Genomic DNA, 24,951 nt, shown 5'->3' with positions numbered 1-24,951 from the left:
TCTTATGCGGCTATAAAGGAGCACACATGAGTACATCACTTAGACCCGCCCCAACATTATGGGGCGACAAACGATTTCATACATGGAATTACGAGATGCGAAGCCAATTCCAGGAAAAAGTATTCAAGGTTATGCTGGATGCGGGCTTTACGTGCCCGAACCGCGACGGCACGATTGCCAAGGGCGGGTGCACCTTCTGCAGCGCACGCGGCTCCGGTGATTTTGCCGGACGACGGCGGGACGATCTTGTTACCCAGTTCAACACCATCCGTGACCGGCAGCACCAGAAGTGGCCGAGCGCCAAATACATCGGTTATTTCCAAGCCTATACCAACACTTATGCTCCGGTAGAGGAGCTTCGGGAGTACTATGAAGTCATTCTGCAGCAGCCGGGCGTTGTCGGTTTATCGATCGCTACACGCCCGGACTGCCTGCCTGACGACGTCGTGGAATACTTGGCGGAGCTGAATGAGCGAACCTATCTCTGGGTGGAAATGGGCCTGCAAACGATCCATGATTCCACCTCCGAGCTGATCAACCGGGCCCATGATACCGAATGTTATCTGGAAGCGGTCGAAAAGCTGCGCAAGCATAACATCCGTGTCTGCACACACATCATTTATGGCCTTCCGCAAGAGGACCATGAGATGATGCTCGCCACCGGCCGAGCGGTCTCCAAGATGGATGTGCAGGGAATCAAGATCCACCTGCTGCACCTCATGCGTAAGACGCCGATGGTGAAGCAATATGAAGCTGGGCTGCTGCGGTTCCTGGAACAGGACGAATATATCAGCCTTATCGTAGATAGCCTGGAATTTTTACCTCCCGAAATGATCGTCCACCGTCTGACCGGAGACGCCCCACGGGATCTCTTGATCGGACCGACGTGGAGCCTCAAGAAGTGGGAAGTGCTTAACGGCATTGACGCCGAGCTCAAGCGCCGGGATACATGGCAGGGTAAATTGTGGGGGGGATCCTGATGGGCTTCCTCTCGGTTTTGAGTTTTGCTCACAAGCTCGTGTCCGAAAGGCTGAGGCCTGGAGAGATTGCGCTGGATGCGACGGCCGGAACCGGGGCCGATACGCTGTATCTAGCCAAATGCACAGGATCAAAGGGCAAGGTGTACGCTTTTGATATACAGGAACAGGCGCTGCAGCTGACTCGTGATCGGCTGGACAAGGAACCTCCCGGCACCCTCGCGGAGGTTACCCTTCACCATCAGAGCCATGCCCTTATGGGAGAATGCGTACCTGAGTGCGAGCATGGCCTTATGGGTGCGATCATGTTCAATCTCGGTTACCTTCCGGCAGATTCATCAGATAAACGGATCATGACGGAAACCGCCAGCACACTGACGGCTCTGGAGGCTGCCATCGAGCTGCTCCGTCCCGGCGGCATTATCACCATCGTGCTGTACCCGGGCCACAAGGGCGGCGATGCCGAAGCGAACGCCGTGCAGGACTGGGCGGCGGAATTGCCCCAGCACAAAGTGCAAACGATATTATATCGTGGTCTTCAGCGTTCCGAATCGCCATATCTCATTGCACTGGAACGGAAGAAGCCGATATGATATAAGTTCTAGGAGAGGTCCCGCACTTACCATCCAAAGAATATTCCAATCACGATGAAAGGTAGATGATTACAATGACAAAACCATATCCATTATTGTTCCAGCCCGAATTTAAAGAACGTGTGTGGGGTGGCCGTGCCCTGGAGCAATTTGGCCTGGATATTCCTGAAGGACATATCGGAGAAGGCTGGATGATCGCCGACCACCCGAACGGTACGACCAGCATTGTGAACGGTGAACTTGCCGGTCGCGGCCTGGATCAGGTTCGAGAGCAATTTGGACGGGAGTGGTTTGGCAGCAAAGGATTCTCCGAGGTTAACGGACGCTTCCCCCTGCTGATCAAGCTGCTTGACTGCAATGACAACCTCTCCGTTCAGGTGCATCCGACCGATGACTATGAGGGGCTTCCGAAAGGCGAGCTGGGCAAGACTGAAATGTGGTATGTGCTGGATGCGAAGCCGGACGCCAAAATCATATACGGCCTGAAGGAAGGCGTTAGCCGCGAAACGTTGAAAGAGGCCATGGAAAACGGCACGGTTATGGACCAGCTGCAAGAAGTGTCCGTAAAAGCCGGAGACACGTTCTACATACCTGCCGGTACGGTGCACGCCCTGTGTGCTGGCGTTGTAGTGGCGGAAATTCAGCAAAATTCGGATACAACCTACCGGATTTTCGATTATAATCGACCAGGCCTTGACGGTAAGCCGCGCGAGCTTCATATCGAGGACTCCTTGAACGTGACGGCCTATGAAGGATCCGGCGCGACCACAATGAGCACGGGCACGGAAGGAACCGCGCCTGGAGAATGGCTTGAGCTTGCCAAATCTCCCTATTTTGTTGTCGAGAAAGGCGTTGTTAACGGTGCCTGGTCCTTGACCACTTCCGCGGAAAGCTTCACGATCGTCGTGGTATGCGATGGCCAAGGAACCCTTAGCTGGGATAACGGCTCCATTGAGTATACGTCCGGACAATGCTTCCTGCTGCCAGCTAACCTGGGTGCATACACGCTGGACGGGCAATCTACGGTTCTTCGTTCATATCTTCCATAAACAGGGTATAAAGTTATTGAAATAAACCATTCGTTTTTGTGGAGGTGTTAGGCCTGAAATGCAAACCGACACGTTTACGATGCTGAATAAGCAGGGCATGCATGTTTTTGTATATCAATGGCTGCCGGAGCCGGACCATCCCGTTCGTGCCATCGTGCAAATTGCGCATGGCATGTGCGAAACCGGCATACGATACGAGGAGCTTGCCGAGTTGCTTACAGCACACGGTTACGCTGTGTACTGCAACGACCATCGGGGACATGGACAAACGTCCGGCCTTACGCATCTCGGCGATGCCGGTGAAGACGGGTTCGAAGGAATGATTGAAGATCTGCTGCTTCTTGCTTCCGAGCTTAAAAAGCGCCATGCCGGTGTCCCACATTACTTGATGGGCCACAGCATGGGATCTTTTTTGACCCAAAAGATCATGTGTTCGAACGGCGGAATATTCGACGGATTCATTCTGTCCGGCACCAATGGTCCCCAAGGTCTGCTGGCGTTCGGTTTAAATCTGGCAGCGGCACAAATGCGCCTTCAAGGAAACACGCACCGGAGTCTGATGCTGAACGCCATCGTGTTCGGCCCTTACAACAAAGGTTTCGGCCCTATTCGCACTCCATTCGATTGGTTATCCCGGGATGAAACGGAAGTGGATAAGTATATCAACGACCCTTACTGCGGTCAGGTATGCAGCGCTCGTTTTTTCCGTGATTTCTTCAAGCTGCTGTCCCAGATTCATAAACCTCAATGGATGAAATGCCTTCTAAAGGAGAAGCCGGTCTATATTTTCTCGGGCGAGGATGATCCGGTCGGACACCGCGGTAAAGGCGTACGACGGTTGGTCGAATTATACCGGAAACATGGCATTCAGGATCTTGAATACCGTTTGTATCCCGGCGGCCGCCACGAAATGCTGCATGAAATCAACCGGGATGAAGTTGCGGCACATGTTCTCGACTGGCTAGAACGGCACACCTCGGAATCGGATGAGACAGCAGACGCCGCGAGAATCGAAACGCGCATGTAAAAGAATGATGCAGGACGAATTAAAAAAGTGGGTGTCCCAAAAGGTCGATTAACCTTTTGGGACACCCCCTTTCTCTGTTGTAACGCTGAGCATATCCACCCTTAACAATAAAATTCCTTAGTAAATGGAAACCTTTTTAATTCGACAAGCTATCCGCCAAGTAAGTAAACCTACTTAACAGAAAGCCCAGCCCCTTTCAGCCCCTTACTCTTCCTCGTTCGGCGTGCGGTCGATGATCAGCTGCGTGACCTCGGTGTACTCGCCATGGTCTACTTCATCATTCGTAGCCTCTTCGCGCAGATCATCATTGGTTTCCATACCCGGCGCAATGGTGGGTTCATCGTGCGGATGCTGTTCCCGCCCCATCTGTTTCCCGTTCATAAACATTCCCTCCTCATCGGTTGATGCGATTAGAATGCCGATCCCCAGAGTGTTTTATTCCGTGACGCCCCGTGGATACAGTCCATTACGGAAACGCAGGGATTCATCTTCACGGCTCCAGTCCCTGCCAATTCCTATAAGAAAGGTACTTCGCCCAAACGGCAAGCCGCTCACATCAAGTTCCGGTAAGGTGTTGTCCTTCGCTAACTCTGCTTTGCCTGCTTCGCTAACTCCACAGGCATCGTGTAGTACTGCGGCTGTCCTGTTTCGTTCTGCTGGTACAATACCAACAGCATCGTTGCATGGTCCGCGCTGTCCGGGAGTCCGGTGCCACCCTGGATGGCATCGCTAAGGTTAAATGGCAGCACCTCGATCATCGCATGTTTCTGCAGATCGCGTTCCGTGATCCCCAGATCGGCAAAACCGTCGGACAGGGCCGCAGGCTCCTCTACGATTTTTCGGACATTGGCGGTCCATTGCGCCTTATCCTGGGTATGATCCCACCATATTTTCCGCGGCTTATATTTATGGCCCAGGAAATAATCGAACTTCATGAGACCGGAGACAACGTCCATATGCGGGGTCTTCCGATCTTCAAGGAAAGCCGTTAAGCGCGTGAACAGGTCCTCGAGCTGATGGCCGATTTTTTGCCAGCCCTGTCCTTCCCAGTAGTCTCCAAACTCTTGGAAGAAATCAAACGGCGACGTAAATTCATGCTTCATCAAATAGTTCAACGTATGGTCCATCCGGTGTGCATTCCAGTATTTCTCCAGCACATCCTCCAGCCTCTTCAGTCGGACGATATCCGAGAACGGAAGCACGTCGCTGCCGAGGATCTCATACGGAGCATGATCCATGTAGGTGTAATTATACTTGTCCGCATCGATCCGCAGTCCGGTTCCACGGAGCATCTTCAGGAAGCCTAACTGCAGTTCCTCCGGTCCAAGCGCAAATACATCGTTGAAGGTTTTGCGGAACGTATCGTAATCCTCTTCCGGAAGACCTGCGATTAAATCCAAATGCTGATCGATCTTACGGCTGTCCTTGATCATGGTCACCGTGCGCGACAGCTTGGTGAAATTCTGGCGCCGCTTCACCAGCTCGTTTGTCGGATCGTTGGTCGATTGCACCCCGATTTCAAACCGGAAAATGCCGGGAGGCGCATTTTTCGCCAAATAATCCAGCACCTCGGGACGCATAATATCCGCGGTGATCTCAAACTGGAATACGCAGCCGCCATGATTCTCAATCAGAAACTCAAACATTTCAAGCGCGTAATCCCGCTTAATGTTAAAGGTGCGGTCTACGAACTTGATCAATTTCGCTCCGTTCTCAATCAGATAGAGAATATCCGCCTTGGTCCGTTCAATGTCGTAATAACGAACCCCGACCTCAATACTCGACAGGCAGAACTGACAGCTGAAGGGACAGCCCCGGCTGGTCTCAAAATAGACAACCCGTTTCCCGAGATGCGGGATATCCTCCGGAAACCGATGCGGGGAAGGCAGTTCCGCCAGAATGCTCTTCGGTCTTCCGGGATTTACAATGACTTCGTCCTGCTTGCGGTAAGCCACGCCATAAACGAAGTGATACTTCCGGTCCCCTTCAATCGTTTGCAGCAAATGGTGGAAGGTCTCCTCGCCTTCACCCATGACGATAAAGTCGACATTGTGCAGCCGTTTCATCCAATACTCCGTATCGTAGGATACTTCAGGTCCGCCCAATATGATCGTGACCTCCGGCATAATTTTCTTCACGATATCGATCACTTTAATCGTTTCTTCAATATTCCATATATAACAGGAGAATCCGATCACATCCGGCTTGCGCTGGAACAGGTCGGAGACGATATTCATCACAGGGTCCTTAATCGTGTACTCCGTCAGTTCGATATCGAAATCCTTCTCGCTGTATGCCTTCAGGCAGCGAATGGCTAAAGAGGTATGGATGTACTTGGCATTCAATGTTGATAGTATGACTTTCATGGTAGGGTCCACTTTCCTTCTAAATTAGTTTCTGCCGGTTATGCCAGCCTATGACTCATAGTCGTACAAGTCGTCACCGTCACTTGATTCGCTCTGACCATTCAGGAAGAATTCCAGAAACGGACGGCCGTATTTACGGAATTTCACTTCTCCGACCCCTTTGACATTCAGCATCTCATCCTCGCTCTGCGGACAAACCACGCTCATCTCACGCAAGGTTGCGTCATTAAAAATGATGTAGGACGGCACATGCTCTTTGCTTGCCAGCTCACGCCGAATCAAACGCAGCTGCTCGAACACCGTCTCGTTGACGGCTGACGGCGAATAATCGCGGCGGCTGCCGCCGCTTCGCTGGCTGGCTGCGGCTTTGGAAGGACGCGGAACGCGCTGCATCACTTCGCGCTGGCCTTTTAACACATCGGCGGCCTCGCTCTGCAGTTTCACGACAGGGTATTGGCCTTCCGTCAGCGCCAGGAATCCTTCCGAGATGAGCACATTGATCGTCTCGGATATCTCCTTCTCGGTCCGATTCGACATCACGCCATAGGTCGGAAGGCGGTCAAAGCCGTACTCGAGCACTTTTTTCGCCCGTGAGCCCTTCAGCACGGAGGCGACCGTGGACACACCAAACCGTTCGCGCATCCGGTGGATGCATGAGAAAATTTTCTGCGCATCCACCGTGATATCGACAAGCTCCCGGTCATCCGTACAGGAGCTGCACGTACCGCAGGGCTTATCTTCGTGCTCTTCCCCGAAATAATCCAGCATCGCGCTGCGCAGGCACCTTGCGGTGTAGCAGTAATCGATCATCTGCTGCAGCTTGCGGTAGTCGTTCTGCTTGCGCTCGCCCTCCTGGGGATTCTGTTCAATCAGGAATTTCTGGGTCATGATGTCCTGGGCGCTAAACAGCAGTATGCACTGGCTGGGCTCGCCATCCCGTCCGGCGCGACCCGCTTCCTGCACGTAGGACTCCATATTTTTCGGCATATTGTAATGAATGACATACCGGACGTTGGATTTATCGATCCCCATGCCAAATGCGTTCGTTGCTACAATAACGCGAATGTCGTCATAGAGGAAGGCCTCTTGGCTCTCCGCTCGCTCCGCGTCACTCATGCCGGCATGGTATCGACCCGCCAGAAGCCCCTTAGCTTGAAGGCGCTGGCATAAATCATCGACCTCTTTGCGAGTGGCGGCATAGATGATTCCTGGCTGGTGGGTATGCGAGGCCGCATAGTCCAGAACGAACTCCCGCTTGTTCTCACCGCGAAGCACCGACATCTCCAGATTGTCGCGGCCAAGGCCCGTCACGAACACCTGCGGCTGTTCCAGTCGAAGCAGGCGCTGCATGTCTTCCATAACTTCTGGCGTGGCCGTGGCCGTAAAGGCCGCTACAATCGGACGGTTCGGGAGCCCTTTAACAAAAGGAGCCACCGAGAGATAGCTGGTCCGGAAATCATGGCCCCACTGGGATACGCAGTGAGCTTCATCGACAGCCACAATCGAAATGTCAAGACCTGCCATCTCCTCCCGGAACCAATCCAGTTCAAGCCGTTCCGGGGCGACATATAACAGCTTCAATTCTCCGCGCTTGGCCGCACGTATGCGATCGTTCACTTCCTTACCGCTGAGCGAGCTGTTGATATAGGCAGCGGCCACACCCGCTGTCGTAAGGGCATCCACCTGATCCTTCATCAAGGAGATCAAAGGCGATACAACCAAAGTAAGGCCCGGACATAGGAGCGCCGGGATCTGATAACAGATCGATTTGCCTCCGCCCGTCGGCATAATCCCGAGCGTATCCTGACCTGCCAGTAGACTGGCGACGATTTTTTTCTGGCCCTCCCGAAAATCAGGATAGCCGTAATATTTCTGCAGATAATCCCGCGCTGTATCCATATTCATCGATTCTCTATCATTTGTTTCCACATTCATGGATAAAAACTCCTTAATTCACCTTGGTTTTCCGTTTCGAAAAGCCCTCATCCTTTAAGTTTAACGGCCTTTCCATGAATGGGCAACCGAATCGGGGAAGGAAATTGCATTCGACGAAGAGAACTTCATAAATGTGGAAAAAGGCATGCTATCCCGTAGTGCCCAAAAAGTGAAGTTGGTGATCCTAATGAATGACGCACATACCGAAGCCGTAAATCAAACCATTCAATATATGAAGGAGCATCTGGACGAGCCCATGACGACCGAGCAGCTCGCCGATCTTGCGGGATACAGTCCCTACCATTTCTCCAGAGTATTCAAACGAGTAACCGGCATATCGCTCAGGCAATACCTGTCCGCGCTCCGGGTTGAATCCGGCAAAATCGAGCTCCTTCAAAGTCCTTCCCTGCTTGTAAAAATCGGAATGCGCATCGGTTTGGCAAGTCCCGGCACCTTCAATACCCGCTTCAAGCAGTTTGTCGGTCTGTCTCCGAAAAGGTTCCGCTCCACCACCGAGTCGCTGTATCGTTACGTGAATCAATATGAGCACAAGCCATTAGCCTGGTCAGAAGAAGAAAGACATGCTCTGCCCCGGATTCATTGCCGGATCGAAGCTCCCGAGGCGTTCCGCGGCATGATTTACGTTGGTCTGTTCCCAAGACCCGTGCCTGATCAGAAGCCTGTCTCCGGAACGGCGGTCAACCTCAAGAACCGGACCTGTACTTTAACCGGCATACCAACCGGAACGTATTATGTGCTGGCAGCGGGCATCCCTTGGAGCCTCAATCTAAAAGATTATTTTCTGCTGAGCAAATCCTTGCGCGGCAAGCGGGAGGAGCCTGTCCATATCGACGAAGAAACCGATCTGGCCGTGAACATCACTTTGCGCGAGCCTCTGCCCTACGACCCGCCGATTGTTGTTAATCTACCTCTGCTCTTATTCGAGAAGGATCGGAAATAACAGCGCAAGGTAGAAGAATTTTTGAATCGCATGTCCCTTTATAATGGAATTGCTGGAAGCGTTATTACGGAACGTTGAGCACGATATGTTTGGAGGAATAAACATGACCATTGTTCAAGAAACCATAATTCAGGCTGACGTGCAGCTCCTCTGGCGAGCATGGACGGAGTCTGCGAGGATAACGGAGTGGTTTGCCCCGGCTGCGGAAATTGAACCGAAAGCAGGCGGGAAATTCGAGCTTTATTTTAACCCGGCTAATCGTGAATCGATGTGCACCGCGGGCTGTACCGTTTTGCAGTATGATGAGCCGCATACCCTGGTTTTTGAGTGGAAAGGACCCGATCCCTTTGCGGAAACGATGAATCAGGGGGAATTGACCGCGGTCAAGGTGTCCTTTAGGCCGGAACAGGACGGCGGTACAAGAATCATCTTGGAGCATTCGGGCTGGAAGGATACCGCGGCGTCACTGCAAGCCAGGGAGTGGCATGTAGAGGCATGGAAAGGCATGCTGTCCAGCTTAAAATCCAGCATCGAATCCGGTGAAGGCATTCTATGCTGCCAGTAAGACAAGCCATGAATTAGAGGAGGAGAGGAAACATGCCCAATCTTTGTGTTCTATCGATTAATGTAAGTGATATGGATCAAGCGACACGATTTTATTGTGACATTCTGGGATTCGAAATTTCCAAAGTGTATGATGATCAGATCATCAGTTTGAAACATGAAGGCCTTTCCCTTGTTCTGCAAAAATGCGACCGTCCTACGAAAACCGATTACCCGCATGAAGCTCAGGTTATTATCGGACTTGAGACGGCTGATGTAAGCGCGGCGATTGCGAACTACAAATCGAAGGGTGTAGAGGTCATCTTTGATACACCGCAGCCATGCCCTCCCGGTCTATACAGCGCAATCCGGGACCCTTTTGGCAATGTAATTGAACTGCTGGAATTTACAGAGTAATCATGCCGTTTGAGAAGGACCATGGTATCGGCAATACGTAGTGAAGTCCATATACACGCTCGAAGGTTATGGCTGCAAGTAGCAGGTGTCCTTCTCGTCTGAAGGTCAGCCGGAGAATCTGGTTGGCCTTTTTTGAGTTTTGAGCAGCCGATACTTATCTCTATCATCCTTGACCCTCTGTTATTGTTAAACCCGATCCGGGTAAGAACATACTAATGTTAATTTCGAAGGTGAGGCAAGGGCAGATTAGGAATCGCCGGTTTCGGAAATAATAGGTACTCGAACTGATATATTAACGACATAAGGGGAAATTCATATGGATATGACACCAGAACAACGCATTACCCTGCATGGGTTCAACAACCTAACGAAATCACTCAGCTTTAATATGTACGATGTCTGCTATACGAAAACCCGGGATGAACGAGAGGCGTATCTTGAATATATTGATGAGCAGTATAACGCGGATCGACTAACAAAAATATTGAGCCATGTGGCCGAAATCATCGGAGCGCATGTCCTGAACATTGCCAAGCAGGATTATATCCCGCAAGGCGCCAGCGTAACGGTGCTTGTATCCGAGGGCCCTGTCGTAGAGGTTCCGGAAGAATCCTATGACGAATCGCCGGGGCCGCTGCCGGATAACGTCATCCTGCAGCTCGACAAGAGCCACATTACCGTCCATACGTATCCGGAATTCCATCCCGATGAGGGAATCAGCACCTTCCGGGCCGATATCGACGTGTCGACCTGCGGGGAGATTTCACCGCTGAAAGCTCTAAATTACCTGATCCACTCCTTTGATACCGATATTATGACGATCGACTATAAAATTCGGGGCTTTACGCGGGATATTCACGGGCACAAGCTGTTTATCGACCATGAGATCAGCTCCATTCAAAACTACATTCCGGACGAGGCCAAGGAGCTGTTCGATATGATTGACGTCAACGTATACAAGGAGAACATCTTCCACACCAAGTGTAAGCTGAAGCAGTTTGATCTGGACAACTATCTGTTCGGTTACACGAAGGATAAGCTATCCGAAGCCGAGCAGCAGGAAATCACCGAGCGCATCAAACTGGAGATGGACGAAATTTATTACGGTAAAAACATGGACCGCAGTTACTGATGGTGTGCACTCCGATACGCTGCCACAAACGGATTTGATGCAGGAAAATATGCAAGAATCAGAAATCAGGCCGGGCTCATAGGAGTCCGGCCTGATTTGCAATTTCTATCGCTTCGTCCCGGTTGCGGACGCCCAGCTTGGCATACAAGGTTGAAGCATAATTCCGTACGGTCCCGTCTGAGAGATACAATCTCATCGCAATCGCCTTGTACCGCATGCCTTGGGAAAGATACTTCAGAATCTCCATCTCCCTTGGTGTCAGATCGTATAACTTCAGCGTTGGAGACGACGCCGGATCGGCTTCGATTACGAATGCAGGACCACCCTCCTCCTTCAAGAAATCGCCCGATTCCCCATCGAAGAGTTTCGCTGAAATCGCCGGATTCATCAAAGTTCCGCCTCGATACACAATGCGAATGTTCTCGGCAAGTTCACGCGGCGCCATCGACTTCAGCAAATAACCGTCCGCTCCGCCTCGCATCGCTTCGGCTGCTTTGGCCCTCTGCTCAAATGTGGTGAATATGATCACCTTCACTGACGGCCAACGTTGTTTGATCAATCGCATCGCTGTAATGCCATCCATCACGGGCATCTCCAGATCCATCAGCACCAGATGGGGGTTAAGCCTCTCACACATGTCCAAAGCCAACTCCCCATGTTCCGCACGTCCTACCACCTCAAGGTCCTTCTCCGACTCCAGAATGATGCCAAGGCTCTCCCTGATAAAAGGTTCATTATCGACCAATAAAATTCTGATGATTTCATCCGCAGGCTCCGAGATTCTAGGCAAGCTGCAGGTCACAACGGTTCCTTCATCGGGAGTCGAATAAACCGATACTTGGCCTTGAAGGCGATGGGCCCTTTCCTTCATGGCGCTTAAACCGAAACCTTCCTGGATTTGCACGGTTCCACTGCCGTTATCCAGAATTTCAAGCCGGGTCTGCTGCAATTCGAATTGAAGTACGGCATCAATCCTCGTCGCATTGCCGTGACGAACACTGTTGGTTAAAGACTCTTGGAGACAGCGGTAGAAGGTCATTTTCACCTGCCGGGATACCGGGTACTCTTCACCAAGCACTCTAAGTCCTGCCTTTACCCCGGTGATGCGCTCAAAATTCTCCATTACCTGTCTCAGCGACTGCACCAGGGGAAGCTGTTCTTGCGGTGAATCCAGATCATGCAAATATCCTCTGACCTCATCCAGGCTTCTCCGTGTCAATTCGAGCAGATTGGACAGCTTACGCTGAGCTGCTGCATCGGTTTCCGTGGAACGAAGCGTTTCCAAGCCCATAATAATCGTCGTATACGTATGCCCCATCGTATCATGCAGTTCCTTGGACACGCGTTCCCGTTCTTCCAGCAGCGTGACCCGCTCGACCTGGGACAAATATTGCTCCAAAATCGTATTGTGTGTTCGAATGATTTCATTCTGGCGATAGTTGGCCATCAACAGATGAAAGGCAAATCCTAACGCAAACGCAAAGGCGACATGCTCCATCATCAGCATCAAATCCGTTGATGGGGCGTACAGCTTGATCAGCATTGGAACCAAGATAGCCGCAAGGGGGCCTGTCCATCTGTATGTAGTTCCATAGCTGTTCGCTGCCATCAGAAATGCCGGAATGATAAACGACAAGTAAGCCTCCGGGAATAAGGAAGTTAAATAAACGGCGATCCCTCCCGATAACAGGAGCTCCGTTACCAAATATGCTTTATGGTTCAGAAGCAGACACAGCCAGGGTATCGAGAAAGCTGCCATCTCCCACACGACGACGAGCCATAACGATATTGTAAACTGATTCCGGAGCTCTACAAACTTTATGATCAGGGAGATGCAGCCCATCATGCGAATAAAGAGCATGGCCCAGTCGTACCACTTCCATTGTTTCACTATATCAAACAAAGCTTTCACTCCCTGCAGTTCCTTCACGGTTCCTTCCTAATAGACATGGCCCCCAGAGTGTGTCTACCTCCAAACCGAAAACATCCACTGCGTGTACCGGCCGCACCATCTCGCCGCTCCCTTAGCGGCCCATGACCCAGCATAAGCAAACAGAACGCCGACTCCCATCATAAGCAGGGACTTGGGCAAGGTATCGATGCGAATAGGCCCTACGTTGATATCCGCAAAGGAACTGATACATGGGGCCAATATCCATAGAATGGGGACGATAAAGAATATAACGGCACTGAACAAACTCGCGATGCCGACGATAAACTTCAGCATGAGTACCGACACGGCTTTCCAATTTCGGATGTCCGCCAGCTCCCCCTTAGCCTGATTCCAGATAGAGCCGGATGTTGTTCTCTTCATAACAGGTTCGATCGTTATGTCCGTATAGAACTTCGTTTGGATCCGATCATAATTCATGAAAGTCCATGACGATCGCATCACAAAGGTAAGAACCGGTATCCCGATCAGGGTGAAACTCATGCCGGAGCCGAAAACAAGGCCCACAAGATAGTAACAAAGGTAAAACACCCCGGTTCCAAAAGTCAGCATCAAAAAACAAAAGTCCAGCAGGTACTCCCTCAGCCATTTCTTCATAAATAAAACTCCCTTCATGTCTTCATGACCTTGATACTCCTGTATCCTACTGCGCTCGTTGTCATGTGCAACAGTGTCAAAATGTCATATGACACGCCTTCTCAAAGGAGTGACTGATTGTAACTGGTTGTTATGATAACCTGTTTGCAATACTGTGGGAGCTGCTGCTTCGTCAAGAGGCCTCTGCTCTGCTGGACAAGGCTTTTAACTACTACACCCTTCCGCTAGCCTCGAAATAAATTAGGGATCGGAAAAGCCCTGCACCACTCGGTGCAAGGCTTTTCGATCTTCCCATGGCTTGCCTGCCGAAGAAGTAACCGAATAACGGTACTAAAATTGAACCGAAAATCCGTTGAACCGGTGAATGCCCGTTCCAAATCGGACAAGGTCTTTTTCCCGCAGCTCCTGAACCGCCTCTTTCACCACGGCCAGCCATGTCGGATCCAGTCCAAGTGTATTGTGAGAACCATAGATGCGCTTTACACCATCGAGATTCGCGATCCGCTCCAGCGAGTTTACGAGATCCTCTGGACATGTCGTTGGATAAAAAGCATATACCGGCGTCTCGTCATACAATAAATCCCCTGTGAACAAGTAACCCCGGTGTATATCAAATACCGCGATATGTCCGGGAGAGTGCCCCGGCGTGTGGTAAATAACCAGACTCCGCCCGCCCAGCTCGATGACATCTCGATCCCTTAGAATACCGGTCGGCTGCCCCTGGTAAGGGGTATAGGTTGCCGGGTCGAAGGAAGCCGGTACCGGCCTCGAGATATCGCGTGAAATGTCCTTGCGGATTTGTTCAATGGACAGCTTCTTAATCCCGCTGACGAGCCAGTCCTCCTCAGCCTCATGCACATAAATCTCTCCGTACTGCCCATGACTGCCGATATGATCCGCGTGAACATGCGTGGTTAGCACCATAACAGGTAAATCCGTCAGCTGGTCGGTCATCCGCCTCATGTTGTCGATGCCAAGTCCCGTATCAATCAGTGCGGCACGCTCGCTTCCGATCAACAGAAACGAATGCACCTTCTCCCAGTGTCCGTATTCACTGATGGCGAACGTGGTCTCATCCAGCTGCGAAACGGTAAACCATGCATCATCGATAACAACGTTATGTTGATGATTCTCCATATGTAATTACTCCCCCATCAAGGATTATCGAATGGTGATATCCTCCTGCTCATCTTGAAATGCAATCAACGACATATAGTAATTTTTCTCTTCCGTGGACACAGGCGTATCGCCTGTTTCGGCCGTCTCCATCGTAAAGTGTTTATTCATGAGCTGCTTGAACTCGTCCACAAAAGCATGGAAGCTCTTTTTTGTTGCATGAAAGCGGTAGGTCCCTGCAATGTTTTTTCGGTAGTGGTCGTTTGTGCTGTCCAAGGCAAAAGAAGAAGCCGGCGCGCTCTCGATTTTCGTACGGGTAACATCGAGTGTCTCCATAAATACCTGTCTGGACGTTTCCACCAAATCCAGGCTCGGCAGCAAATGATCCTCCGGAATGAAACGGCTTGCAACGGCGCGATAGTATTTCTGCACGATTCCGTTCTTCTCTTCCTTCCGGACCACGTGAATGATGCCGTGCTTCTCCAGCTCCTTCAGATGAAAGTAAATATTGTTCCGCGTAATGTCCAGTATCTCGGCTAGCTGCTGTCCGGTGTAGGGATCTTTCACGAGATTCATCAGTATTTTGGTACGCAGGGGATCGGCAATCGCTTTGAGCTGTTCATGCGTTTTAATTCTATAAACACCCGTCATTTTAATTTTAACACCTCCATACATTTTACCGGTAAAATTTATTTTACTGTAATTTATGATTCATCCTATCATGATTTTTACCCGCAGGTCAATCCTGCTGCCCCTACGATTTTTCCGTTATACCAGATTGGAGCCGAGTGCGAGTCAACGATGATACCCTTTGGCAATACTGTTATAACACGAAGGAAATCACGCAGGGATCCCGTCTTATACATTTAGCATGCTCCCCTTAAGCAGTTGAATTGTGATATATTATCCACAATCGTATGTACGACATTATGACGTTCAAAGGATGTGCCTCATGTTTGACCCGACGATATTCGAAAATTTAAAGGTTGGCATCGAAAATGCGGTCTATGATCTCGACAACCTCGATGAAATCATTCGTGTTACCGATCGGAAGGATCTCCTGGATATGGCCACGTTATCCAGAAGTTTTAGCCTCCGGTTCGAGCTGGCTGCGTCATCCACAACTTCAGCCGAAATTTGCCTGGAGACCGGGCTCCGGGATTTGGCGGCCGAGATCTTGGAAATACCGGAAGGTCAACCAGCCTGCGAGCTGAAGCTCCGCTTTTATAAACATATCGCCGATGCTTCTATAGCGTGTCCGGCTATCGCCCAGACCATAAAGGAGATATGGAATCCGGAGCTTCCTCCGCTGCAAACGATACGATATACCTACAGCGATGATCCGGTGCCGCTTCACAACACGATCGAGCTTCGCTTTCCCCGCAGAATCAACGAAGAACAGATGGGAGACATCCCGAATATCTTGGAGTTCATGCTTCGTACGCTGGAAATGTTAGACCAGATATAACTTCCCATATTAAGATCACCGAGATGTTCATAAAAAAGCCTACCCACGATCATCGCGGACAGGCTTCTCAACTCATATTATATTAAGCAACAACCAACCGGATCCAGATATCCGAAGGATCTTGAACGGCCCAGACGCCATCGCGCTGCTCCAGGCGCAGTCCCGCCTCGCGGATACGGCCGGTTACCGCTTCAAGCTCCTCATGGCTCGGAAGCTCCATCGTATAATCTTCCATCCCCGCAGCGCTCCGTGGTGTGTTCGGTACACCGACTCCTGCCCAAACGTTGAGCCCGATATGGTGATGGTACCCTCCCGCAGATATAAACAACGCAGCGCCGCCGTAATGGGCTGTCAGCTCAAACCCAAGAACATCGCAATAAAATACGCGGGCATCATGCAGGTTGGACACGTGGAAATGTACATGCCCGATAACCGTCTCTTCAGGGAGTCCATACCATTCCTTGTCCTTGGAGAGAGCCAGCAGTCCTTCTACATCGACAGGGTCGGTAGTCATCACATATTCCCCATTGGCATCACGCTTCCAGGTGTCCCTTGGTCGGTCGGCATAAATCTCGATGCCGTTTCCGTCCGGATCATTCATGTACAATGCTTCGCTGACCAAATGATCGCCTTGACCGACAGGAATGTTATGCGCGATCAGATTGGCAAGCGCAAGCCCGAGCGATTCCCGATTCGGAAGCAGTATCGCAAAATGGTACAGACCTGCCGTCCGGGTCTGCGGTCTGACCAGATCTTGAATTTCCTCTATAATCAGCAGCGGCTGTTTGCCGTCTGCCGTCAATTCGGCGACACGGCCATGCTGGCGAAGCATTTTCAACCCGACGACTTCTGTATAAAAACGTACAGATTGTGCCAGATTACTGATCCGCAGAGAGACCGGTCCAAGCTTTGTGGATGGATGTATAATGGCTGTCATATTCTCACTCCTTGAATGTTGTTGTTAGTTCATTCCATATATTCAGGTCAACGTCAGGTTCAACTTGTAATCAAATCAGTTACATCTTGCTTGTAATCATTATAGTTATAGGACATCCTTGTTGTCAAACCCAGTAATTTACAAGTACATCGAAGAGTCGCCAACAGTTAAGCAAAAGAAAACGCCCATCCTACATAAGGATCGAGCGTGTGATTTTAGCCTATTCACTTGATGTTCCATTCGCAGAGGCATAAATTTTCCGGACAATCCCTTCCAGATTCACCTCATGCAGCGTGTTCTCCATGGCCTTCTGGGCGGCTGAAAAAACCGGGACAATTGCCGTTTGAATATGTTTGCCGACAGGACATTTTGCGTCCGAATTCTCATGAATGCCAAACAAGGAATCCTCCTGCACGACATGAACGGCATGATAAATATCCAGCAGCGTAATGTCGGACGGATGCTTTGCCAGCTTCGCTCCCGCTACGCCAGGTTTAACCTCCACCAGGCCCGCTTTGCTCAGCATGCCTACGAATACGCCGGATAACCACAGGATTCGTGTTCACACTCTCCGCGATATAATCTGAGGTGCTGACGCCAGCCTTATTCATCTCCAGCACGGAGAGAATATGAATGGCCACTGCAAATCGGCTGCTTATGTTCATGTGACCCCTCCTGACGAACCAAATCTTCAGATGACTATCATATCATGTAACCATAATAGTTACATTAACCCCTAAAGTCAACGGTGAAGCCGTCGCCCCTTAAGCCAAAATCAGGCATTTGATATACAAATCCCAAAATATATATGGGATATATTGTAATTTAATGTTGATTTTTCCTATCTTTTCACTATAATTATCACAATATGTATTGGTAAAATAACCCTTCTTAAACATAATTCAAGCATCCCTGCATGATCCAAAACATTCAAGGAGGAAATCCATGGATCCCAGCCAACATCGAAATGAAACGTATACTATCAGACGTCCTCGAAAGCCCAAACGCCGTCTCAAACTCAAAAAATGGATAGGAGTATCCTTTACTATACTGATTCTCTTAGGCGGACTAGGCTATATTTTCAGAAAAGAATTGTCCTGGATAGCGTTTCAGGCTTTTTTCGCGAAAGATATCAAACATACGCTCGAGCAATCCTACAAACCTGTTGGTCCTTCTGATTCGCCTGAGCCTGCTTCGGAGGCAAAGAAGCCCTTCTCGGTTTTGCTTCTGGGTGTTGATCAACGAGAGGACGAGCCTGCCCGTTCCGACACCATCATCTACTCTGTCATCCGACCTGACCTTAATAAAATATTGCTCATCTCCATTCCCAGGGATACCTACACCGAAGTCATCGGCAGGGGAGTCACCTCCCGAATCAACTCAGCTTACGCCCACGGCGGCGCGAAAATGGCCATGGATACGGTTGGGCATCTGTTTCAGCACCCTGTCGATTATTATGCAGCGATCAATTTCCACGGATTGACGGATATCGTCAATGCATTGGATGGGATTAAACTCCCCATCGATAAAGTCATCGAGAACAAGAGCCCCCGTCATATCAAATTGCGGATTGAGCCGAACAAGCCTATTTACGATGGCACAGATGCATTAAATTATGTCAGGTACCGGGAAGATTCGGATTTCAACCGTACCATGCGCCAGCGTATATTCCTCAGTTCCTTAATGGATCGTGTATTTGAATTGAAAAATATAACCAAAATCCCGGAGCTGATTCGTATCGGAGGCAGCAATCTCACGATGGACTTAAACTCCGATTTCATTCTCAAGCTGGCCGAAAACCTATTTTTTAATGATTCCCCACCAACATTTGAGAATTATATGCTAAAGGGAAAAGATCTAGTGATCCGCGGCGATTACTTCTATGATCCGGACGATTCGGACATCCGGTATATTCAAGAACTGCTTGCCAACTGGTCTGATGAAAAGACCAAGCTGGAAGATTTGATGATCCCAGGTGCGAAGTAAATCTGATCACACGAGGTTGGATGAATCGCCTGCTTAAGGTAAGCATGTTATGAAATAACCGATTCATGATAAAAAACCTCCCTTTCGCGTATTACGAAAGGGAGGCTTTTTAACGAATACCATCTGCTCCATCTAGAACATCGGAAATACGTATTTGATAAGGAAATACAAAAATCCAAAGAAGATAATCAGATAAGCAACATACTTAATTAACGTAGATGCTACCCTGCTGGAGTCATTCCGCTCCTCGATATTGCGGGTCTCGATCTCCACGTCCCGGTCTCGCTGCCTGCTCATAGTCTCCACCTCCATCCGATTCTTTAGTTGCAGATGATGGTTATTTCTTGACGCTTACTACTCTTTACACACACGTCTAGAGATTGAACCAAGCTTCAGGTCAGAAGATGGCAAGCTTAGAGAAAGCCGATCATGGCAGGCAGAACGATAAAGGAAGCCAGCGTGGTCCACAGTATGCACCTGGATACCAGCTTGGGTGCGGCATCGTATTGTTCGGCAAGGATTACCGCATTCACGGCTGCTGGCATGGCCGACAAAATCAGGATAACCGCAAACAAGGTTCCCTCAATGGATAAAATCGCGAGCAATCCCCAAGCCACCAATGGGCCCGCCAGCATTCGCATCGACATGCCCGACCAGAATGCGCGCTTGGAAACGGCAAAAGCTCCGCCGTCCCGAACCCCGACCATCTGGGCTCCCAGTATGACAAGAGCGAGCGGCGCATAAGCCGCGGACAGCATGGAGATGCCGGTAATCAACCCTTCCGGAAGCTGAAAATCCGTCAACCGGAAGAGCACGGCAAGTGCCGCCGCGTAGACCGAGGGGAGCGTAAACACCGATTTGATCGCCTTTGCGGCCGAAAAATGAGATCTCGCTGCCAGGTACACCCCTAATGTATTCATAATGATAATCTGCACAATGACATACACAGAAGCTTTATCCAGACCTGCTTGCCCGAACGCAAGCAGGACCAAGGGAAGCCCGTAATTCACGCTGTTGGTAAAAATAGTGGTTAAGGCGAGCCCCGATTTCTCGGTCTGCGACAAGCCCAGCATTTTACCGGCTAAGGCACTCAGCACCCAAAGCGCGATCACATTCAACAAGCAAAACGCAACCGTTACCGTGACCTCATTCGAGGTAATCGAAGCCTTCTCCAGCGTTTCGAAGATCAGAGCCGGGCTCAGCACATATAAAGACAGGGCCGAAAGGCCCTTGATTTCAATGCCCTTGAATCGCTTGAGCAGTGCTCCGCCGATGACGGGCAGCGATATGGGTAGGAATACGCCATAAATCGTAGCTAAGAAAGAAGAGATCATGAGGTCCACCTTTATGCAAAGTAAAAATTCTTGGTCCGCCGCTGTTGTCTTTTCAACTAACGTATCCCGTTGGTTGAGCCATAAGTCATCGATTATTTGCACTTTGGGAAAATAGCTGCCTCTGACGGATTTATAATCGCCAGAACCTGATGACCCACCCGCTTGCCGTTGATCTTCGCGTTGCTTCGAGAAGCGGCTTCTTTGTATAAGGTCGACAGCCATCCAAGTTTGCCCCGGACCACGCACCGTGGGCACAGGGGGCGCCGCGAACGGTGTACTGTCATTAAGACCAGCTCGCGTGCGGACCCTGATTCCGCTATTTGCAAACAAATGTACTAAATTTAAGATTAAGCGGACACTTGTTCCGCTATTGCCGGCAATCATAGCAAAGAACAGGAGAAATCCGCGAATAACGGATCAGGTGTCCGCAAAGCCTTAAATTCGGCACTGTTGTTGGCAAATAGCGGACCTCCTGTCCGCATCTCTCAGCGGAATCGCACATCATCAGCGCATATCGCACATCATCAGCGCATATTCTCCGTATCTTCCCTAAGAATAAAGACATGGATCTTTCTCTCTACATCCTAACCCACACTTCAAGCATTCGTCCAAGATTCAAAGACTATAGGTTTAATAGGCTTAGGCTCTCATTATGCCATCTTCCTGATGACAAACGACACGGTGGTTCCTCTTCCCCTTGTGCTGTCAATCATGAGCCCTTGCCCATAGACTTGCTTCAAACGCCGATCCGTGTTCATAAGGCCGACTCCCTTGCCGGTACGCTGCCCGCTCCCTAGCATCAAGCGGAGCTTCTCGGGATCCATCCCGGCACCATCATCCGCAATAATGACTTTGGCGGTTTCAGCTTCACTTATGATGCGAATCGTTACGGTCCCTCCCTGGGTTCGAGCCAATACCCCGTGAACGACAGCATTCTCCACGATCGTCTGCATGGTCAAAGGGGGAAGCTTCCACTGCTGAACAGCGACTTCCTCGGAAATATGCCAACGGACACGCAGGCGTTCCCCAAAACGCTCCCCTTCGATATACAGATATGAGCGAACCAAGCCAAGCTCCTGCTCCAGCGGGATAAAACGCTCCAAGTTGCTGATATCATAGCTGGCTCTCAGATAGTGGCTGAATTCTCCGATCAGCGCAACCATCCGGGAAGGGTCAATCTCACTAAGAGACGCGATCGAATTTAAAGTATTGTGCAGAAAATGCGGCTGAATTTGAGCCTGGAGCCAAGCCGCCTCCATATGCAGGCGTTCCTTAATGGAGCGCTTCAGCTCCAGCAGCGCGCGTACCCTTGTTTTTAATTCAAGATGATCCACCGGTTTTATCAAATAATCGTTAGCTCCGGAAATGAAGCCCATATGAATATCTTCAGGCCGATTTCTGGCAGTCAGCAGCAGAATTGGAAGCTCGGATATCATATACCTCTGCCGAATCGTTCTGGACAATTCATATCCTGACATCTGGGGCATCATCACATCGGATATGATGAGATCCCATTCTCCCTGCTCCAATAATTGAAGGGCTTCCTCCGCCCGGGTAACGGTCACGATCTGATACCCTTCGTCCTCAAGCAAATGATGGATAACTTTTAGGTTAACCGGATCGTCATCTACGATGAGCAGCCTGCCACCGGTATGACGAGCCCGCTTCTTAGCCTCGGATTCGGCATCATCCTGTTCGTGCTTATCTGACATGTTAGATAGCCTCTCCTTCTCTTTCTCTGAATTTGAAGCCAAGGAGCCGGCAATAAACTTCTGTTTATCCGTATTCTCCTGCCTCATCATATCGTCCACTTTCAGCGTGAACGTAAAGGAACTCCCCTGCCCCGGAGCGGATGACACGGAGAGTTCCCCGCCATGCAGCTCAACCAGCTGCTTGCAAATGCTGAGTCCAAGCCCCAAGCCGCCTCCCGCTGCGGCAAAGCTCGAGTCTCCCTGCTCGTAGGGGAGGAATACCCGCCTTAATGTCTCTTCGTCCATCCCCATCCCCGTATCAAGAACGTGGACGCAGGCCCTTCCATTAACAACATCGGCAGTCACCGCGATTCGGCCTGACTCCGTATATTTAATTGCATTGTGAATCAGATTGAATATAATCTGAACCAACCGGCTTTCATCTGCCCAGACCTTGGGAAAGTCACCCTCAATCTCGCATACGAGCTCGATTCGCTTGCCCTCCGCCATCGGACGGAGCATATCCAGCACACCTTGGGCAGCCGAACCGAGATGGATGCTCTGCTCATTCAGCCGGATCCGCTTGTCCTTCAATAACGAAACATCCAGCAAGTCATCCAACAGCAGCGACATCCGCCTACCAATGCCGGCAATCAGCTCCAGGTGATTGCGATCCTCTTGCTGAAGTGAATTCCCTTTGCGTTCCAGCAGCGTTTGCGCCATATTAATCATGCCATGCAGCGGATTTCGCAGCTCATGGGACGTATTTGCCAGAAATTCATCCTTCATCTTGTCTGCCCGCTTCAGCTCCTCTGCCTGTTCCCTCAGCACCACAGTGTTTCGGGCAAATCGGATAAACCAGAAGGAGGCAAAACCAAGAAACGCAACGATTAGGTCAATCGGGTAATAAGGCAGTTCCTTAAAATACCGGAACCTTAAAATTCCGCTCACGATAATGTTGCAGGAAACCGCAACCGCCGACAGCAAGATGAATATGGCCGCTTCCGTCCGCTCGCTGACCGCCTTCTTAGCCATCGAAGGCAGGAACAGCACGGAGCTTATTAATACCCATGATAAATACGCAGAGAGATGCACCACCAGATGAAACGGAAGCAGCAAATAAGCGACGGCATATGAAACCACAAAGATCGTATAGGCCCGATAAAGTCCTTCTTTGATTCTCGGCCGGAGCAAATGCTTGGTGCACAGAATCAAACATAAGGATATAGCCACATAAGCAACAACCTTAAGCTTCACTGACCATTCGAAACGGATAGCAGGCTGCCAAACGAGCAGGAGCTTATCGTCGTCAACCAGCGTAGCCAGCAGCGTAAACAGGATAAGAGCCGCAAAATAAAAGAGGCCTTTGCTTCGATAGCCGATTAGATACAAAATCAAGACATACATGACATGAAGAAATAGCACTATGCAAACCAGCAGCTGCATATTCTCCGAGAACGCTTTTCCCTTCATCACCGCTTCTGCTGTCCCGAATTTGATTGGCAGCCTAATCCCGCCAGAATCAGCGTATTGGTAATTGCTCACTTCCAGGATGATATCGAGCTCGTCTCCGGCAGCCGGGGGGATGAGCTGAACATGGGGAACGATTCTTGCCACATGGGTCTTCGGCATATCGGAAGGATGTCCGGATTCGTACAATAACTCGCCATTGACATACAAACGATAGGCTGTACGGATATCAGTGATCCAGAGGCCGTAAGTCACGTTCCGATCCGGTACGAGCAGCTTGAGACGATAAGTACCGAAACCCATTTGGTTCCCGTACTCGTTTACGCCTTCCCATGGACCGGGAACCTGTATCCAGCGCGGATCGGCTGGCTGCCGCTCCCCTTGAGACCATCTATCCGGGCCCATCCATTGCTCCGGGTAAAAAGCCCACTCCCCGTTCAGCGCGACCGTATTGCGGTCATCCGCCCGCCAATCCCGAAGATCCAGCACTCCTTGCTGAAACGGAACTTCCTCAGGGATCATGATGATTTTAAAATACGCCATCCGCACGGAGAGTAAGATGACAATAAACAGAAAAGTAATCCCCAGCAGCCTTCTGCCGGAGATCGGTTTCGATTTCGATTTCGAGTTGGAATAGCTCGACAATAATAACAGTCCCTTTTAACATATTGTAAAAAATCAACAACACTACACAACTGTCCATTATTTTACATCGTTACGGAGCTGTTGTCTGTTCCTTTTCCATCAAGTCCAATAAATAAGAGGGCCGGTGAGGCCGCTATACAAACGATAATGTCTTGCCTGGACGCTGCAGCGGCTGGTACGGACATAATTCCGCGGCGGATACGTACTTCACCGTATAATAAGAGTAGAATCTCTTTCTCCCGGATGCTTCATAGATCCACGAAAAAAAGTCGAAAATCGAATCATCCACCCATTTTCCGTTGTACTCGATCAAGGACCGCAAATAAGGAATTTGGAGTTTCACTCCCCCGTCCCACATAAAGATAAATGTGTTAACCTCGGCGTTTTTTTGCAACAAAAAATGAACGGTACGCTCATCCAGCAAGTACTTTTCCTGTCCACACAGAAATACCGGACCCTCATCCGTAGCAACGATGCCAATCCGCTTGCCGTTGAAGTGAGCATAGAAGCCTCTGCAATGCTGGAGGTCCTTCTCCGCATCAAGCTCGAACTCCCGGAACGTTTCAAGCTCCAATCCCATGGCCTTTTGCAGCGAAGATTCCTTAAATTTCCGAATGAATTTCATAACCGAATAATGTACCTCCCGATTGTTATGGTTCATTCCACAGTATAGGAGACCGTCCTCTACAATTTCTGAACAACACCGTTAGAACCATAAAATCAGACAAGCATATAAAAAAAAATCACCGGTCGAAC

At 50.1% G+C, this 24,951-nt stretch carries 22 protein-coding genes and 1 pseudogene; 10 read left to right on the top strand and 13 right to left on the bottom strand.

What is annotated here, in order from left to right; genetic code table 11:
- The first annotated feature begins 26 nt into the window (after positions 1-26).
- The 4 genes from mnmL (at position 27) to DP091_RS20340 (ending at position 3,646) form a co-directional block, all read left to right on the top strand.
- Positions 27-980 carry a tRNA modification radical SAM protein MnmL/YtqA gene (gene mnmL / locus DP091_RS20355; RefSeq protein ID WP_113060005.1) on the top strand — a complete coding sequence of 318 codons (954 nt, stop codon included), beginning with the start codon at positions 27-29 and terminating at the stop codon, positions 978-980.
- Entirely contained in the window at positions 980-1,570 is a 591-nt protein-coding gene (gene mnmM, locus DP091_RS20350) for a tRNA 5-(aminomethyl)-2-thiouridylate-methyltransferase MnmM (RefSeq protein WP_113060004.1), read from the top strand. Before mnmL ends, mnmM begins: the two co-directional genes overlap by 1 nt.
- Positions 1,571-1,644: 74 nt before the next feature.
- Entirely contained in the window at positions 1,645-2,619 is a 975-nt protein-coding gene (locus DP091_RS20345) for a type I phosphomannose isomerase catalytic subunit (RefSeq protein ID WP_113060003.1), read from the top strand.
- Positions 2,620-2,677: 58 nt separating this feature from the next.
- A complete protein-coding gene (locus DP091_RS20340) occupies positions 2,678-3,646 on the top strand; it encodes an alpha/beta hydrolase (protein ID WP_113060002.1) in 969 nt (322 codons plus the stop codon).
- Between the two features lie 204 nt (positions 3,647-3,850).
- Here the strand turns inward: DP091_RS20340 and DP091_RS31435 are convergent, their stop codons facing one another.
- The 3 genes from DP091_RS31435 to recQ form a co-directional block, all read right to left on the bottom strand.
- Positions 3,851-4,027, bottom strand: coding sequence for a hypothetical protein (locus tag DP091_RS31435; RefSeq protein ID WP_181469887.1), 177 nt, complete (start codon positions 4,025-4,027; stop codon positions 3,851-3,853).
- Positions 4,028-4,230: 203 nt separating this feature from the next.
- Positions 4,231-6,012 (bottom strand): B12-binding domain-containing radical SAM protein, encoded by a 1,782-nt coding sequence (locus DP091_RS20335; RefSeq protein WP_113060001.1) that lies wholly within the window; start codon positions 6,010-6,012, stop codon positions 4,231-4,233.
- A 48-nt stretch (positions 6,013-6,060) separates the two neighbouring features.
- Positions 6,061-7,947 (bottom strand): DNA helicase RecQ, encoded by a 1,887-nt coding sequence (gene recQ, locus DP091_RS20330; RefSeq protein ID WP_113060000.1) that lies wholly within the window; start codon positions 7,945-7,947, stop codon positions 6,061-6,063.
- Positions 7,948-8,092: 145 nt separating this feature from the next.
- Here recQ and DP091_RS20325 point away from each other — a divergent pair, with 145 nt between their 5' ends.
- From DP091_RS20325 to speD, 4 genes are all read left to right on the top strand, one after another.
- A complete protein-coding gene (locus DP091_RS20325; RefSeq protein ID WP_258394635.1) occupies positions 8,093-8,908 on the top strand; it encodes an AraC family transcriptional regulator in 816 nt (271 codons plus the stop codon).
- A gap of 103 nt (positions 8,909-9,011) precedes the next feature.
- Entirely contained in the window at positions 9,012-9,473 is a 462-nt protein-coding gene (locus DP091_RS20320; protein WP_113059999.1) for an SRPBCC family protein, read from the top strand.
- A 32-nt stretch (positions 9,474-9,505) separates the two neighbouring features.
- Entirely contained in the window at positions 9,506-9,868 is a 363-nt protein-coding gene (locus tag DP091_RS20315; protein WP_113059998.1) for a VOC family protein, read from the top strand.
- A 316-nt stretch (positions 9,869-10,184) separates the two neighbouring features.
- Complete coding sequence (gene speD, locus DP091_RS20310) at positions 10,185-11,000, top strand: adenosylmethionine decarboxylase (RefSeq protein WP_113059997.1); 816 nt, start codon at positions 10,185-10,187, stop codon at positions 10,998-11,000.
- A gap of 76 nt (positions 11,001-11,076) precedes the next feature.
- On the opposite strand, the gene DP091_RS20305 is transcribed toward speD, so the two are convergent.
- The 4 genes from DP091_RS20305 to DP091_RS20290 form a co-directional block, all read right to left on the bottom strand.
- Positions 11,077-12,930, bottom strand: a complete 1,854-nt coding sequence (locus DP091_RS20305; protein WP_373456938.1) for a response regulator — start codon at positions 12,928-12,930, stop codon at positions 11,077-11,079.
- Positions 12,931-12,966: 36 nt separating this feature from the next.
- Positions 12,967-13,548, bottom strand: a complete 582-nt coding sequence (locus DP091_RS20300; protein ID WP_113059996.1) for a sensor domain-containing protein — start codon at positions 13,546-13,548, stop codon at positions 12,967-12,969.
- A gap of 330 nt (positions 13,549-13,878) precedes the next feature.
- Positions 13,879-14,685 carry an MBL fold metallo-hydrolase gene (locus tag DP091_RS20295; RefSeq protein ID WP_113059995.1) on the bottom strand — a complete coding sequence of 269 codons (807 nt, stop codon included), beginning with the start codon at positions 14,683-14,685 and terminating at the stop codon, positions 13,879-13,881.
- A gap of 24 nt (positions 14,686-14,709) precedes the next feature.
- On the bottom strand, positions 14,710-15,315 hold the full coding sequence (locus DP091_RS20290; protein WP_113059994.1) for a winged helix-turn-helix domain-containing protein: 606 nt from the start codon (positions 15,313-15,315) through the stop codon (positions 14,710-14,712).
- 301 nt (positions 15,316-15,616) lie between these two features.
- Here DP091_RS20290 and DP091_RS20285 point away from each other — a divergent pair, with 301 nt between their 5' ends.
- The gene (locus tag DP091_RS20285; RefSeq protein WP_113059993.1) at positions 15,617-16,132 is read left to right on the top strand and encodes a hypothetical protein; all 516 of its coding nucleotides are present in this window, start codon (positions 15,617-15,619) and stop codon (positions 16,130-16,132) included.
- A gap of 82 nt (positions 16,133-16,214) precedes the next feature.
- Here the strand turns inward: DP091_RS20285 and DP091_RS20280 are convergent, their stop codons facing one another.
- Entirely contained in the window at positions 16,215-17,069 is an 855-nt protein-coding gene (locus DP091_RS20280; RefSeq protein WP_113059992.1) for a VOC family protein, read from the bottom strand.
- Positions 17,070-17,289: 220 nt separating this feature from the next.
- A pseudogene (locus DP091_RS20275) lies at positions 17,290-17,734 on the bottom strand (Rrf2 family transcriptional regulator).
- Positions 17,735-18,014: 280 nt separating this feature from the next.
- Between DP091_RS20275 and DP091_RS20270 the strand changes: the two are divergent.
- Entirely contained in the window at positions 18,015-19,055 is a 1,041-nt protein-coding gene (locus tag DP091_RS20270) for an LCP family protein (RefSeq protein ID WP_113059991.1), read from the top strand.
- 132 nt (positions 19,056-19,187) lie between these two features.
- Here the strand turns inward: DP091_RS20270 and DP091_RS31430 are convergent, their stop codons facing one another.
- The 4 genes from DP091_RS31430 to DP091_RS20250 all read right to left on the bottom strand — a co-directional run bounded on the left by DP091_RS31430 (position 19,188) and on the right by DP091_RS20250 (position 24,820).
- Entirely contained in the window at positions 19,188-19,352 is a 165-nt protein-coding gene (locus tag DP091_RS31430; RefSeq protein ID WP_164817510.1) for a hypothetical protein, read from the bottom strand.
- 116 nt (positions 19,353-19,468) lie between these two features.
- Positions 19,469-20,389, bottom strand: a complete 921-nt coding sequence (locus DP091_RS20265) for an AEC family transporter (protein WP_113059990.1) — start codon at positions 20,387-20,389, stop codon at positions 19,469-19,471.
- A 650-nt stretch (positions 20,390-21,039) separates the two neighbouring features.
- On the bottom strand, positions 21,040-24,195 hold the full coding sequence (locus tag DP091_RS20255; RefSeq protein WP_113059988.1) for a hybrid sensor histidine kinase/response regulator: 3,156 nt from the start codon (positions 24,193-24,195) through the stop codon (positions 21,040-21,042).
- A gap of 133 nt (positions 24,196-24,328) precedes the next feature.
- Positions 24,329-24,820 (bottom strand): hypothetical protein, encoded by a 492-nt coding sequence (locus tag DP091_RS20250; protein WP_113059987.1) that lies wholly within the window; start codon positions 24,818-24,820, stop codon positions 24,329-24,331.
- Between the last annotated feature and the right edge of the window lie 131 nt (positions 24,821-24,951).

The organism is Paenibacillus sp. MDMC362, from assembly GCF_003269305.1.
Lineage (GTDB): Bacteria > Bacillota > Bacilli > Paenibacillales > Paenibacillaceae > Paenibacillus_AQ.
This window is presented reverse-complemented; position numbering and strand designations above follow the sequence as displayed.

Coding starts and splice junctions, on each gene's coding strand:
- DP091_RS20270 (WP_113059991.1), top strand. CDS start 18,015: ATGGATCCCAGCCAACATCGAAATGAAACGTATACTATCAGACGTCCT.
- DP091_RS31430 (WP_164817510.1), bottom strand. CDS start 19,352: ATGAGCAGGCAGCGAGACCGGGACGTGGAGATCGAGACCCGCAATATC.
- DP091_RS20320 (WP_113059999.1), top strand. CDS start 9,012: ATGACCATTGTTCAAGAAACCATAATTCAGGCTGACGTGCAGCTCCTC.
- recQ (WP_113060000.1), bottom strand. CDS start 7,947: ATGAATGTGGAAACAAATGATAGAGAATCGATGAATATGGATACAGCG.
- DP091_RS20250 (WP_113059987.1), bottom strand. CDS start 24,820: ATGAAATTCATTCGGAAATTTAAGGAATCTTCGCTGCAAAAGGCCATG.
- DP091_RS20300 (WP_113059996.1), bottom strand. CDS start 13,548: ATGAAGAAATGGCTGAGGGAGTACCTGCTGGACTTTTGTTTTTTGATG.
- DP091_RS20340 (WP_113060002.1), top strand. CDS start 2,678: ATGCAAACCGACACGTTTACGATGCTGAATAAGCAGGGCATGCATGTT.
- DP091_RS20280 (WP_113059992.1), bottom strand. CDS start 17,069: ATGACAGCCATTATACATCCATCCACAAAGCTTGGACCGGTCTCTCTG.
- DP091_RS20345 (WP_113060003.1), top strand. CDS start 1,645: ATGACAAAACCATATCCATTATTGTTCCAGCCCGAATTTAAAGAACGT.
- DP091_RS20315 (WP_113059998.1), top strand. CDS start 9,506: ATGCCCAATCTTTGTGTTCTATCGATTAATGTAAGTGATATGGATCAA.
- DP091_RS20265 (WP_113059990.1), bottom strand. CDS start 20,389: ATGATCTCTTCTTTCTTAGCTACGATTTATGGCGTATTCCTACCCATA.
- DP091_RS20325 (WP_258394635.1), top strand. CDS start 8,093: ATGCTATCCCGTAGTGCCCAAAAAGTGAAGTTGGTGATCCTAATGAAT.
- DP091_RS31435 (WP_181469887.1), bottom strand. CDS start 4,027: ATGAACGGGAAACAGATGGGGCGGGAACAGCATCCGCACGATGAACCC.
- mnmM (WP_113060004.1), top strand. CDS start 980: ATGGGCTTCCTCTCGGTTTTGAGTTTTGCTCACAAGCTCGTGTCCGAA.
- DP091_RS20290 (WP_113059994.1), bottom strand. CDS start 15,315: ATGACGGGTGTTTATAGAATTAAAACGCATGAACAGCTCAAAGCGATT.
- speD (WP_113059997.1), top strand. CDS start 10,185: ATGGATATGACACCAGAACAACGCATTACCCTGCATGGGTTCAACAAC.
- DP091_RS20285 (WP_113059993.1), top strand. CDS start 15,617: ATGTTTGACCCGACGATATTCGAAAATTTAAAGGTTGGCATCGAAAAT.
- mnmL (WP_113060005.1), top strand. CDS start 27: ATGAGTACATCACTTAGACCCGCCCCAACATTATGGGGCGACAAACGA.
- DP091_RS20295 (WP_113059995.1), bottom strand. CDS start 14,685: ATGGAGAATCATCAACATAACGTTGTTATCGATGATGCATGGTTTACC.
- DP091_RS20335 (WP_113060001.1), bottom strand. CDS start 6,012: ATGAAAGTCATACTATCAACATTGAATGCCAAGTACATCCATACCTCT.